This is a genomic window from Marinibactrum halimedae (assembly GCF_021234875.1).
Taxonomy (GTDB): Bacteria; Pseudomonadota; Gammaproteobacteria; order Pseudomonadales; family Cellvibrionaceae; genus Marinibactrum; species Marinibactrum halimedae.
Genome location: NZ_JAJQVM010000019.1, coordinates 96,058 through 109,761, shown reverse-complemented (window position 1 = coordinate 109,761; position 13,704 = coordinate 96,058). Strand labels below are relative to the sequence as shown.

Sequence of the window (13,704 nt, the reverse complement as noted above, 5' to 3'; positions counted from 1 at the left end):
GAAACTTTTGAACGTAGTAAACCCCACGTAAACGTGGGCACCATTGGTCACGTTGACCACGGTAAAACCACTTTGACTGCCGCATTGACTCGCGTTTGTGCAGAAGTGTTCGGCGGTGAAGCTGTTGCTTTCGATGGTATCGACAATGCGCCAGAAGAGCGTGAGCGCGGTATTACCATTGCGACCTCTCACGTTGAGTACGATTCTACTATTCGTCACTACGCGCACGTTGACTGCCCAGGGCACGCCGACTACGTGAAAAACATGATTACTGGTGCTGCTCAGATGGACGGCGCTATTTTGGTGTGTGGTGCGACTGACGGCCCTATGCCTCAGACTCGTGAGCACATCTTGTTGTCTCGTCAGGTAGGTGTACCTTACATCGTTGTTTTCTTGAACAAAGCTGATTTGTTGGCGGAAGACTGTGGTGGTGTTGATTCTGAAGAATACGCCGAAATGCTTGAGTTGGTTGAAATGGAAATCCGTGAGTTGCTAGACACTTACGAATTCCCAGGTGACGACACGCCAATCATCGCTGGTTCTGCGTTAATGGCGTTGAATGGTGAAGATGACAACGAGTTGGGTACTAGCGCGGTTAAGAAATTAGTTGAAGCGTTAGATTCTTACATCCCTGAGCCAGAGCGTGCAATCGACGGTGCCTTCATTATGCCGATCGAAGACGTATTCTCCATTCAAGGTCGTGGTACGGTTGTTACTGGTCGTGTTGAGCGCGGTATCATCAAGGTGGGCGAAGAGATTGAAATCGTTGGTATTAAAGAAACTACCAAAACCACTTGTACTGGTGTAGAAATGTTCCGCAAGCTGCTTGACGAAGGTCGTGCAGGTGAGAACGTTGGTGTTCTTTTGCGTGGTACTAAGCGTGACGAAGTTGAGCGTGGACAAGTATTGTCTGCTCCTGGTTCAATCACTCCGCACACCAAGTTTGAAGGTGAAGTGTACGTATTGTCTAAAGATGAAGGTGGTCGTCATACTCCATTCTTCAAAGGCTACCGTCCACAGTTCTACTTCCGTACCACTGACGTAACCGGCGCTTGTGAGTTGCCAGAAGGCGTTGAAATGGTAATGCCAGGTGACAACATTCAAATGACCGTTACCTTGATCTGCCCAATTGCGATGGACGAAGGTTTACGCTTCGCGATTCGTGAAGGTGGTCGTACTGTTGGTGCTGGTGTTGTTGCCAAAATTATTGAGTAAGTGTGTTTTCCCACCCTTAGTGGTGGGTGTTTAGTAGGCCAGTAGTTCAATTGGTAGAGCATCGGTCTCCAAAACCGAAAGTTGGGGGTTCGAGTCCCTCCTGGCCTGCCATTATTTTATCGAGGCTTTTTAATGAATAGCAAAGTTGAGCCAGTTGAATATCGTCTTGATTACATCAAGTGGCTTCTTGTTGCGCTTGTTGTTGCAGCCGGTGTTTTTGCTAACTCTTATTTTGCCGCCGATGTGCCGTTGCTGTATCGAGTTATTACTCTCGTTGCGGCAGGGGCATTTGCTTCTTTTGTCGCTGTAAATACAGAGAAAGGGGCAGCTTTTTGGGAGCTTCTAAAGGAGGCTCAAACAGAAGTAAGAAAAGTTGTTTGGCCAACTCGAAAAGAAACAAATCAAACTACATTGATTGTTGTTGCCGTCGTGTTGGTAATGGCAGTTATCTTGTGGGCGCTAGATAGTATTCTTGGTTGGTTGGTCTCGCTTATTATTGGTTAAGGTCACTTAAGAATGTCAATGCGATGGTATGTGGTTCATGCCTATTCAGGCTATGAGAAAAAAGTTGCAAGCTCTTTAAAGGAGCGTGTTCAGCTTAATGCTATGCAAGACCTCTTTGGTGATATTTTGGTGCCAACTGAAGAAGTTGTTGAGATGCGTGGCGGCCAAAAACGTAAAAGTGAGCGAAAGTTTTTCCCCGGTTATGTTTTGGTGCAAATGGAATTAACCGATGACTCGTGGCATTTGGTTAAAGATACTCCGCGTGTTATGGGTTTTATTGGCGGTAAGGCTGATAAACCAGCGCCAATTACTGAAAAAGAAGCGAATGCTATTCTCCAGAGAGTAGATGATTCGGCTGATAAGCCTAAGCCTAAGACGATTTTTGAGCCAGGCGAGATGGTGCGTGTCGTAGACGGACCATTTAATGATTTTAATGGAGTTGTTGAAGGGGTAGACTATGATAAAAGTCGCCTTCAGGTTGCTGTCCTCATATTTGGACGATCAACTCCTGTAGAGCTAGAGTTTTCGCAAGTCGAAAAAACTTAACTCTTTATTTTAAATGTATAACCTTTCACCGCCTTTGTGTGGTGAAGGGTTTTTGTGTCTGTGAGGTTTGTTTGCGTGAGGCAGCCTTTTAGACTAAAACGGGCAGCTTTAGAAGAGTCATAGTCTCGTTGTGCATATTAAGTACACTGTGTCTTGGAGGCGTTATTGACCCAAATCATCTCTCTTTGAGGTAATACAGAATGGCTAAGAAAATTGAGGCTTACATTAAGCTCCAAGTTGCGGCTGGTAAAGCAAACCCAAGCCCCCCTGTTGGCCCAGCATTAGGTCAACATGGCGTCAATATTATGGAGTTTTGTAAGGCGTTTAATGCTCAAACTCAGAGCCTAGAGCCAGGCGCTCCAGTTCCTGTCGTGATTAGTGTTTATAGTGATCGTAGTTTTACTTTTACTATGAAAACACCACCAGCTTCTTTCCTTTTGAAAAAAGCAGCCAAGATTAAATCTGGAAGTGGTCGCCCTAATACAGAAAAGGTCGGCAAAGTTAATAGAGAGCAATTGGAAGAGATTGCGACTATGAAGATGCAAGATCTTACTGCTGCTGATATGGATGCAGCTGTTCGCACTATTGCCGGTTCTGCTCGTGCAATGGGCCTTGAAGTGGAGGGTGTGTAAGATGGCTAAACTTACTAAGCGCCAAAAGTTAATTAATGAAAAAGTTGATAGCACAAAAGCATACTCAATTACAGAAGCGGTTGAGATCTTGAAAGAGCTGTCGACAGTTAAGTTCTCTGAGACCGTAGATGCGGCTATCAATTTAGGAATTGACCCTCGTAAGTCCGACCAAGCGGTGCGTGGTGCAACCACTCTTCCTCATGGAAATGGTAAAGATGTGCGTGTTGCTGTTTTCACTCAAGGCGCAAATGCGGAAGCGGCAAAAGAAGCAGGTGCGGATCTTGTAGGAATGGAAGATCTAGCGGCAGATGTAAAAGCTGGCAAGATCGATTTCGATGTTGTTATTGCAGATCCAGCAGCAATGCGGGTTGTTGGACAGCTAGGTCAAATTTTAGGGCCACGTGGTTTGATGCCTAACCCTAAAACTGGCACTGTGACTCCTGACGTAGTGACTGCTGTTAATAACGCCAAAGCGGGTCAGGTTCGTTACAGAGCTGATAAAGGCGGTATCATTCATGGCGGAATTGGTAAAGTGTCTTTTGATGCGAGTGCGCTAAAGGAAAACCTAGAAGCATTGGTTGCAGATTTGAAAAAAGCAAAACCTGCTTCTGCCAAAGGTGTTTATCTTAAGAAAATTTCCTTGAGCACAACTATGGGCCCTGGTCTTACTTTGGACCAATCCAGCCTAGAGGTTTAAGAGTTTCTTAGCCTAGGGTTCACTCTAGGCTAATTCAGTACTTTGGGGTCTTCTAGAAATTCATTGTTTCAGGAAGGTCGTCAAAGACCGTAGGTATTTGAAAGGCTTTTTTACTCTTTTCGAATTTAATGAATCTCTTTGCATTCACCTACGCAGACGGTGAACCCAGTTCAGTATCCATGACTGGATTTGATCACCGATAAGTTCGCCGAGTTTAGTCTTATGTTGTTATCTGCTTTAAAGAGCAATTTTGAATGTAAGACCCCTTGGCGGTTGCTAAAATGAACGATTAGTTAGTTTAAGTGTTTAAAAGCTTTTTCGACTAATCAAATCCAGGAGAAAACTTGTGGCATTAGGACTCGAAGACAAAAAGGCGATTGTCGCTGAAGTTAACGAGACCGCTAGCAGTGCTTTGTCATTAGTCGTTGCTGACGCCCGTGGTGTTAACGTAACTGACATGACTGCATTGCGCAAGTTGGCCCGTGAAAACAAAGTCGATCTTCGTGTTGTGCGTAACACTTTAGCAAAGCGCGCAATCGAAGGTACTGAGTTTGAGTGCGTCAAAGATGCTCTAGTTGGTCCGTCGTTATTTGGGTTTTCTATGGAAGACCCAGGTGCCGCAGCGCGCATCTTCAAAGATTTCGCAAAAGAAAACGAAAAGTTTGAAGTGAAAGTTCTTGCAGTGGGTGGTAAAGCTTTGGATGCATCTCAAATCGATGCATTGGCAAAACTACCAACTTTGGAACAGGCGTTGGCACAATTGGCAGCAACAATGATTGCACCAGTAACCAAATTGGTTCGCACTTTCAACGAAGTGCCTACAAAAGTTACTCGCGTTGTGGCTGCAGTACGCGATCAAAAGAAAGACGCAGCGTAATAAAGCGTTGCTCTTCTGCATCAATGTATGCGGTTTTAAAATTTTTTTTACACATGTTTATTGGAGATCTGAGTCATGGCTCTGTCTAAAGAAGATATCTTGAATGCAATTGCTGAAATGTCAGTAATGGACGTTGTTGAATTAGTTGAAGCAATGGAAGAGAAGTTTGGTGTTTCTGCACAAGCTGCTGTTGCTGTTGCTGCACCTGCTGGTGAAGCTGCTGGTGAAGCTGCTGCTGAGCAAACTGAATTCGACGTAGTATTGACTTCTGCTGGCGATAAGAAAGTAAATACTATTAAAGCAGTTCGTGCTATCACTGGCCTTGGCTTGAAAGAAGCTAAAGAGTTGGTAGAGGGCGCACCTAAAGCTGTTAAAGAAGGCGTATCGAAAGAAGACGCTGAAGAAGCTAAGAAGCAGCTAGAAGAAGCTGGCGCTTCCGCAGAATTGAAGTAATTCATTCTTATGGAAGACCAGTTATCGGTTGCCTAATCAATCGATAATGGGCTGGTGAGCAATAAATGCTCGCCGGCCTTTTTCCGTTTCCGGTGACGCAGAATATCGGGTTCTACCTTGGGTTAAACGACATAACGTCGTGACCACCATGCCTAAAAAGAGTGACGCTACCCGCGTTAGTAAAGGCTGAGATTGCCTTCTTCGAAGACAAGCTGGGGAATACAGATGGCTTACTCATATACTGAGAAAAAACGTATCCGCAAGGACTTTGGCAAACTGCCTCATGTCATGGATGTCCCTTTCCTCCTGGCGATTCAGTTGGATTCCTATCAAAAATTTACGCAAGCAAACACAAGCGCCGAAGCTCGCTTAGATCAAGGTTTGCATGCTGCATTTAAGTCCGTTTTTCCCATAGTAAGTTATTCAGGAAACGCGGCGTTAGAATATGTAAGTTACCAGTTGGGGAAACCTGCATTCGATGTGAATGAGTGTATCCTCCGTGGTGTTACTTATGCTGTGCCTTTGAGAGTGAAAGTAAGGCTTATTATTTACGATAAAGAGTCGTCAAATAAGTCTATTAAAGATATCAAAGAGCAAGAAGTGTACATGGGCGAGATACCGCTCATGACGGATAACGGTACTTTTGTCATTAACGGTACCGAGCGAGTAATCGTTTCTCAGTTGCATCGTTCTCCTGGTGTGTTCTTTGATCATGATAAAGGTAAAACACACTCTTCCGGTAAGTTGTTGTATTCCGCACGGGTTATTCCTTACCGTGGCTCTTGGTTAGATTTTGAATTTGACCCTAAAGACTTGGTATATGTGCGTATTGATCGACGCCGTAAGTTGCCAGCCACAATTTTATTGCGTGCATTGGGCTATGATTCTCAGCAAATGCTCGAGATGTTTTATGAGACCAATGACTTTAACGTTTCGACTGATGGCCAGTACATTCTGAAGTTGATCCCCGCAAGATTGAGAGGGGATATCGCTGGTTTTGATATTGTGGATAACGATGGCAATGTCATTGTTGAAGAAGGTCGTCGTGTTACTGCACGTCATATTAGACAGCTAGAAAAAGCGAAAGTCAGTGAGCTTGCTGTACCGACAGAATACCTATTAGGTAGATCTATTGCTCATGATGTTGTAGATGAGGCTACGGGTGAGGTTTTACTTGAGTGTAACTCAGAGCTTACCGAAGATGCCCTCCAAATCATGCAAGACAATGGTGTTACAGAATTTAGAACTTTGTACACCAATGAACTCGATTGTGGTCCGTTCGTATCGGATACATTGAGAGTTGACCCTACTCGATCTGAGCTTGAAGCCTTGGTTGAAATCTATCGTATGATGCGACCAGGTGAGCCGCCAACCAAAGAGTCGGCAGAAGGATTATTCCAGAACTTGTTCTTTAGCCAAGAACGATATGATTTATCAGCCGTTGGCCGTATGAAGTTTAACCGTCGCTTAGGTCGAAAAGACGATACCGGCGAAGGTACTTTATCCCAAGAAGATATTGTTGAAGTTTTAAGGACTTTAATTGATATCCGTAACGGCAATGGTGTTGTGGATGATATCGATCACTTGGGTAACCGTCGTATTCGTTCCGTTGGCGAGATGGCAGAAAACCAATTCCGTGTTGGTTTGGTTCGTGTAGAAAGAGCTGTGAAAGAGCGTCTTTCAATGGCTGAATCTGAAGGATTGATGCCGCAAGATCTAATCAATGCGAAGCCAGTTGCTGCAGCAGTAAAAGAGTTCTTTGGCTCCTCGCAGCTTTCTCAGTTTATGGACCAAAACAACCCATTGTCTGAGGTGACTCATAAGCGACGCGTATCCGCTCTCGGCCCTGGTGGTTTGACGCGTGAGCGTGCTGGCTTTGAAGTTCGAGATGTGCATCCAACCCACTATGGACGTGTTTGCCCTATTGAAACGCCTGAAGGACCAAACATTGGTTTGATTAACTCTTTGGCGACTTACGCACGTACCAACAGTTACGGGTTCTTAGAAAGTCCCTACCGTAAGGTTATTGATGGCAAGGTGACTGACGAAATTGAATATTTGTCAGCCATTAACGAAACCTTGTACGTCATTGCTCAGGCGGCGGCAAAATTAGACGAAGACGGTAATCTTACTGAAGATTTGGTCTCCGTTCGTGCTGCTGGGGAATTTACCTTAAAGCCAAAAGAAGACGTCCAATATATGGACGTATCACCTCGCCAGGTGGTTTCGGTAGCGGCGTCGTTAATTCCATTCTTGGAACATGATGATGCGAACCGTGCATTAATGGGTTCAAACATGCAGCGTCAGGCAGTTCCAACACTTAAGGCTCAGAAGCCTCTTGTTGGAACGGGGATGGAGCGCTTTGTTGCTCGTGACTCGGGTGTTTGTGTTGTTGCGAAACGTGGTGGTGTGATCGATCGTGTCGATGCTGGCCGAATTGTTGTTAAAGTCAACAATGATGAGGTCGATGCAGGTGACGCAGGTGTTGATATCTATAACCTGACTAAGTACACCCGATCAAACCAAAATACTTGTATTAACCAACGCCCAATTGTTGGCATTGGTGATTCAGTAAGCCGTGGTGATATTTTGGCGGACGGTCCTTCCGTCGACTTGGGTGAGTTAGCCCTCGGTCAAAATATGCGTATCGCTTTCATGCCTTGGAATGGTTACAACTTCGAAGACTCCATTCTTGTTTCCGAGCGTGTAGTACAAGAGGATCGCTTCACCACCATTCATATTCAAGAGCTGACTTGTATTGCTCGAGATACCAAGCTTGGAAGTGAAGAGATCACTGCGGATATTCCAAATGTGGGTGAAAGTGCTCTTGCGAAGCTTGATGAGTCTGGAATTGTCTACATCGGGGCTGAAGTGGGCCCAGGTGATATTCTCGTAGGTAAAGTGACTCCAAAAGGTGAGACCCAGCTGACACCAGAAGAGAAATTATTGAGAGCGATCTTCGGTGAGAAAGCGTCCGACGTTAAAGATACTTCTTTACGTGTACCTACCAGTACCAAAGGTACTGTCATCGATGTGCAGGTCTTTACTCGTGACGGTCTTGAAAAAGATCAGCGTTCCAAAGAGATTGAAAAAGCTCAATTGGACAAAGTTCGTAAAGATTTGAACGAAGAGTATCGCATAGTTGAGTCTGCAACCTTTGAGCGTTTGCGTCTTGCTTTGGTTGGTCAAACTGTCTCTGGCGGTAAAGCGGTTGCCAAAGGTGAAGTCCTGACCGACGAAGTGCTTGATGGTTTAGTTAATGAAGAGTGGTTCAAACTTCGTATGGATGACGATGCTCTAAATGAGCAAATCGACCGTGCGGAGGAGCAATTGGCTGAGCGCCGCAAGGAGCTTGACGAGCGCTTTGAGGACAAGAAACGTAAGTTACAAACTGGTGATGACCTGAACCCAGGTGTTCTCAAAGTAGTTAAGGTGTACTTGGCTATTAAGCGTCGTATTCAACCAGGTGACAAAATGGCGGGACGTCATGGTAACAAAGGTGTTATCTCCGTCATCATGCCGGTTGAAGACATGCCTTACGACGAGCATGGTGTGCCGGTTGATATCGTATTGAACCCTCTAGGTGTTCCATCCCGAATGAACGTCGGACAGATTCTTGAGATGCACTTGGGAATGGCAGCAAAAGGATTGGGCGATAAGATTGATGTGATGATGCGTGAACAGCGTGCCATAGCTGAAGTTCGAGGCTTCCTTGAAGATGTCTATAACACCACAGGCGATAGTTATTCTAAAGAAGACTTGGACAGCTTCTCGGATAAGGAAATCATCGACCTAGCGCAAAATTTACGTGCTGGTGTTCCTATGGCGACTGCTGTATTTGACGGTGCGAAAGAGCATGAAATTAAAGCATTGTTGCGCTTGGCGGATTTACCAGACAGTGGTCAGCGTACATTATTTGATGGTCGCACAGGGGACGCTTTCCAAAGACCGGTCACCGTTGGTTACATGTACATGCTTAAGTTGAACCACTTGGTGGATGACAAAATGCATGCGCGTTCAACAGGCTCATACAGTTTGGTTACGCAGCAGCCTCTGGGTGGTAAAGCTCAGTTCGGTGGTCAGCGTTTCGGTGAGATGGAGGTGTGGGCACTGGAAGCGTACGGTGCGGCATATACTCTGCAAGAAATGCTTACCGTTAAGTCTGATGATGTTGCCGGACGTACTAAAATGTACAAAAACATCGTTGATGGTGATCATCGGATGGAGCCGGGAATGCCAGAGTCGTTTAACGTATTGCTGAAAGAGATTCGTTCTTTGGGCATTAATATGGAACTCGACCACGACGCCTAAAATTTGGCATTTAACCGGGTATTGGTCGGTGAAGTTATTTGAGCTTCCCGACCAACGATAAAGTCTATTCAGTACTGTGTAATGCAAGCTTGCGAGTTTTTGAAAACAGAACTGAACACAGTACCAGCGATACAGCGCGCCCGCAGGAGGGTATCTTGAAAGATTTACTGAATCTGTTGAAATCCCAAGGACAAAGCGAAGAGTTTGACTCCATTCGTATTGGTCTGGCGTCTCCAGATATGATCCGTTCCTGGTCTTTCGGTGAGGTCAAAAAGCCAGAAACCATCAACTACCGAACCTTTAAGCCAGAGCGTGAAGGTTTGTTCTGTGCCAAGATTTTTGGTCCAGTAAAAGATTACGAATGCTTGTGTGGAAAGTACAAGCGCATGAAGCACCGTGGCATTATTTGTGAGAAATGCGGTGTAGAAGTGACCTTGGCCAAAGTACGTCGTGAACGTATGGGGCATATTGAATTAGCCAGCCCTGTTGCGCATATTTGGTTCTTGAAATCCTTGCCAAGCCGTATTGGCTTATTGCTTGACATGACACTTCGTAGTATCGAGCGTGTCCTGTATTTTGAATCTTATGTTGTGACTGATCCAGGTATGACCACCTTGGAGAAAAGTCAGCTTCTAACGGACGAGCAATACTTCGAGGCGATGGAAGAGTTCGGTGATGAATTCGAAGCTAAGATGGGTGCTGAAGCGGTTCAAGAGTTGATGGCAGACATTGATCTTGAACAGGAGATTCAATTCCTCCGTGAAGAGATTCCAAATACCAACTCTGAAACGAAAGTTAAGAAGCTCTCTAAGCGTTTAAAGCTGTTAGAAGCGTTTTACAACTCTGGAAATAAGCCAGAGTGGATGGTGCTGGAAGCATTGCCTGTCTTACCACCAGATTTACGTCCATTGGTTCCGTTGGATGGTGGCCGTTTCGCGACTTCCGACTTGAACGACCTTTACCGTCGAGTGATTAACCGTAATAACCGTTTGAAGCGCCTTCTAGATTTGAATGCACCAGACATCATCGTGCGCAACGAGAAACGTATGTTGCAAGAAGCGGTAGATGCGCTGTTAGATAACGGTCGTCGCGGTCGTGCAATCACCGGTTCGAACAAACGTCCGTTGAAATCACTTGCGGATATGATTAAGGGTAAACAAGGTCGCTTCCGTCAAAACCTATTGGGTAAGCGTGTTGACTACTCTGGCCGTTCCGTCATTGTGGTAGGGCCAACCCTTAAGCTGCATCAGTGTGGCTTACCGAAAAAAATGGCATTGGAGCTATTTAAGCCTTTTATCTTCAGCAAATTAGAGTTCCGTGGCTTAGCGACTACTATCAAAGCTGCGAAGAAGATGGTTGAGCGCGAAGAACCAGTGGTATGGGATATTCTTGATGAAGTGATTCGTGAGCACCCAGTACTGCTTAACCGTGCGCCAACACTTCACCGTCTTGGTATTCAGGCGTTTGAGCCTGTGCTTATTGAAGGTAAGGCGATTCAGTTACATCCATTGGTTTGTGCGGCTTATAACGCTGACTTCGATGGCGACCAAATGGCGGTTCACGTACCGTTGACATTAGAAGCTCAGTTAGAAGCTCGTGCGTTAATGATGTCTACCAATAACATCCTATCGCCTGCTTCCGGTGAGCCTATTATCGTACCTTCTCAGGACGTGGTATTGGGCTTGTATTGGATGAGTCGTGAGCGTGTTAATGCGCGTGGTGAAGGGATGGTTTTCGCAGATCCAGCCGAAGTTAACCGTGCTTACCACTCTAAGCAAGTAGACCTACAGGCACGTATTAAATGCCGTATTACTCAAGCGGAAATTCGTGAAGATGGTGAAAAAATCTTCCGTACCAGCATCGAAGACACCACTGTTGGCCGTGTCTTGCTTTGGGAAATTGTTCCAGACGGTATGCCATTTGATTTGGTAAACCGTGGCATGGTTAAGAAAGCCATTTCTGCGTTGATCAACCACTGTTATCGCTCTGTCGGTTTGAAAGAGTCTGTCATTTTTGCTGACCAGTTGATGTATACCGGTTATGAGTACTCGACACGTTCTGGTTCCTCCATTGGTGTTAATGACTTTGAAATTCCGGACGAGAAGTTAGATATCGTAGGTCGTGCGGAAGCCGAAGTGAAAGAGATTGAATCTCAGTACGCCTCTGGTTTGGTTACCCAAGGTGAAAAATACAACAAGGTTATTGATATTTGGTCCCGAGCAAATGACTTGGTGGCTAAATCAATGATGGAAGGTATTTCTAAAGAATCAGTCACCAATAAAGATGGTGAAGAAGAAGAGCAGTCTTCATTTAACTCCGTCTTCATGTATGCTGATTCTGGTGCACGTGGTTCCCCCGCTCAGATTCGTCAGCTTGCCGGTATGCGTGGTCTGATGGCGAAGCCGGATGGTTCCATTATCGAAACGCCGATCACGGCAAACTTCCGTGAAGGCCTGAACGTTGGTCAGTACTTCATTTCAACCCACGGTGCGCGTAAAGGTTTGGCTGATACTGCATTAAAAACGGCGAACTCGGGTTATTTGACTCGTCGTTTGGTTGATGTGGCTCAAGACGTTGTTATTACCGAATTAGATTGCGGTACTGATGCAGGCTTAATTATGACTCCGGTTATTGAGGGCGGAGACGTTATTGAGTCATTGGGTGATCGTATACTCGGTCGTGTTGTTGCGCGTGATGTGATGGCCGACAATAGCGATGAGATTTTGATACCCGCTGGCACCATGATCGATGAGAAATGGGTAAACCGTATCGAAGAATTGGGTATTGATGAGGTTTGTGTACGCTCACCAATTGCCTGTGAAACTCGACATGGTATTTGTGCTCAGTGTTATGGCCGTGACTTAGCACGTGGTCATCGTGCGAATGTCGGCGAAGCGGTGGGTGTGATTGCAGCACAATCTATTGGTGAGCCGGGTACCCAGCTTACTATGCGTACTTTCCACATCGGTGGTGCGGCAAGCCGTGCGTCTGCAGCAGACAGCGTTCAAGTGAAACAAGATGGTACTGTTCGCCTATTAAACATCAAATTGGTGAACCGTACCGATGGCTCTTTGGTGGCAGTATCTCGTTCCGGTGAGTTAGCTGTGGCGGATGCGAATGGTCGTGAGCGTGAGCGTTATAAACTGCCTTACGGCGCGCACATTTCTGTGGCTGATGGCGCTCAAGTCTCTGGTGGTCAAACCGTTGCTAAATGGGATCCACATACGCACCCCATCATTACTGAGGTTGCGGGTACCGTTAAGTTGACAGGTATGGAAGATGGCTTATCGATCCGCCGTCAAACAGACGATTTAACTGGTCTGACTTCGATCGAGGTTCTTGATCCAGCGGAGCGTCCAGCAGCCGGTAAAGATCTGAAACCAGCAGTCACCTTGTACGATGATGCGGGTAATGAAATCACCTTGGCCAACTCTAACCAGCCTGCGCATTACATGTTGCCAGCGAAGGCACTACTGGGCCTTTCCGATGGTGATAAGTTGGAAGCGGGTGATGTTATTGCACGTATTCCACAAGAATCTGGTGGTACGAAAGATATTACAGGTGGTCTACCTCGAGTTGCTGACCTCTTTGAAGCGCGTAAGCCTAAAGAGCCATCTATCTTGGCGGAAATTAGCGGTACCGTTTCGTTCGGTAAAGAGACCAAAGGTAAGCGTCGTTTGGTAATTACCCCGAATGACGGGCAGACGTTGCCTGATGGTTCAACTAACTATGAGTTGTTGATTCCTAAGCATCGCCAGCTAACTGTGTTCGAAGGTGAGCAAGTAGAAAAAGGGGAAGTGGTTTCTGATGGACCAAGTAACCCTCATGATATTCTGCGCTTACAAGGTGTCGAAGCTTTATCTCGTTATATCACCAATGAGATTCAAGATGTTTACCGACTACAAGGTGTAAAAATCAACGATAAGCACATTGAAACCATCTGTCGTCAAATGTTGCGCAAAGTCGAAATTACCGAAATGGGCGATTCTTCTTTCGTTAAAGGCGAGCAAGTGGAATATGTGAATGTTCTGGAAGAAAACGAGAAGCTGCGTGCCGAAGGTATGCAACCGGCGCAATATGAGCGCCAGCTACTGGGTATTACCAAGGCCTCGTTGGCAACTGAGTCCTTTATCTCAGCAGCATCCTTCCAGGAGACCACTCGAGTGCTTACCGAAGCAGCGGTAACGGGTAAAGTTGATACATTACGTGGCTTGAAAGAAAACGTTGTTGTAGGTCGATTGATCCCAGCGGGTACAGGCTTGGCGTACCACAACGAGAGACGTAAGCAGCAAACAACCGAAACGAGCTTGGTCGACGGGCCAAGTGCAGCAGAAGTTGAAGCAGCATTGACCGAGGCATTGAAATCTAGCGCAAGCTAAAATTCAATTTTCGGAAAAAACGCCCCTTTTGGGGCGTTTTTTATGTTTGCTATACGGCAAATTCAGTAAAACTATCAAGTTAAATCCTGC

The 13,704-nt window shown here is 45.8% G+C and carries 9 protein-coding genes and 1 tRNA gene; all 10 read left to right on the top strand.

The annotated features are described in order from the left end of the window. The coding region (gene tuf / locus LU351_RS12280) for an elongation factor Tu (RefSeq protein ID WP_232594368.1) at nt 1–1,215 on the top strand (1,215 nt) is incomplete at its 5' end. A 35-nt stretch (nt 1,216–1,250) separates the two neighbouring features. Then, nucleotides 1,251–1,326, top strand: a tRNA-Trp gene (locus LU351_RS12275). Nucleotides 1,327–1,347: 21 nt separating this feature from the next. Continuing rightward, nucleotides 1,348–1,719 carry a preprotein translocase subunit SecE gene (gene secE / locus LU351_RS12270; RefSeq protein ID WP_232594367.1) on the top strand — a complete coding sequence of 124 codons (372 nt, stop codon included), beginning with the start codon at nt 1,348–1,350 and terminating at the stop codon, nt 1,717–1,719. A 12-nt stretch (nt 1,720–1,731) separates the two neighbouring features. Then, nucleotides 1,732–2,265, top strand: coding sequence for a transcription termination/antitermination protein NusG (gene nusG / locus LU351_RS12265; RefSeq protein WP_232594366.1), 534 nt, complete (start codon nt 1,732–1,734; stop codon nt 2,263–2,265). A gap of 200 nt (nt 2,266–2,465) precedes the next feature. Next, entirely contained in the window at nt 2,466–2,897 is a 432-nt protein-coding gene (gene rplK / locus LU351_RS12260) for a 50S ribosomal protein L11 (protein WP_232594365.1), read from the top strand. 1 nt (nt 2,898) lies between these two features. Further along, a complete protein-coding gene (gene rplA, locus LU351_RS12255) occupies nt 2,899–3,594 on the top strand; it encodes a 50S ribosomal protein L1 (protein ID WP_232594364.1) in 696 nt (231 codons plus the stop codon). A 346-nt stretch (nt 3,595–3,940) separates the two neighbouring features. Continuing rightward, nucleotides 3,941–4,471, top strand: coding sequence for a 50S ribosomal protein L10 (rplJ, locus tag LU351_RS12250; protein ID WP_232594363.1), 531 nt, complete (start codon nt 3,941–3,943; stop codon nt 4,469–4,471). Nucleotides 4,472–4,546: 75 nt separating this feature from the next. Then, nucleotides 4,547–4,924 (top strand): 50S ribosomal protein L7/L12, encoded by a 378-nt coding sequence (gene rplL, locus LU351_RS12245; RefSeq protein ID WP_232594362.1) that lies wholly within the window; start codon nt 4,547–4,549, stop codon nt 4,922–4,924. Between the two features lie 225 nt (nt 4,925–5,149). Next, nucleotides 5,150–9,235, top strand: coding sequence for a DNA-directed RNA polymerase subunit beta (rpoB, locus tag LU351_RS12240; RefSeq protein WP_232594361.1), 4,086 nt, complete (start codon nt 5,150–5,152; stop codon nt 9,233–9,235). A gap of 155 nt (nt 9,236–9,390) precedes the next feature. Next, nucleotides 9,391–13,614, top strand: a complete 4,224-nt coding sequence (rpoC, locus tag LU351_RS12235; protein WP_232594360.1) for a DNA-directed RNA polymerase subunit beta' — start codon at nt 9,391–9,393, stop codon at nt 13,612–13,614. Nucleotides 13,615–13,704: the final 90 nt, after the last annotated feature.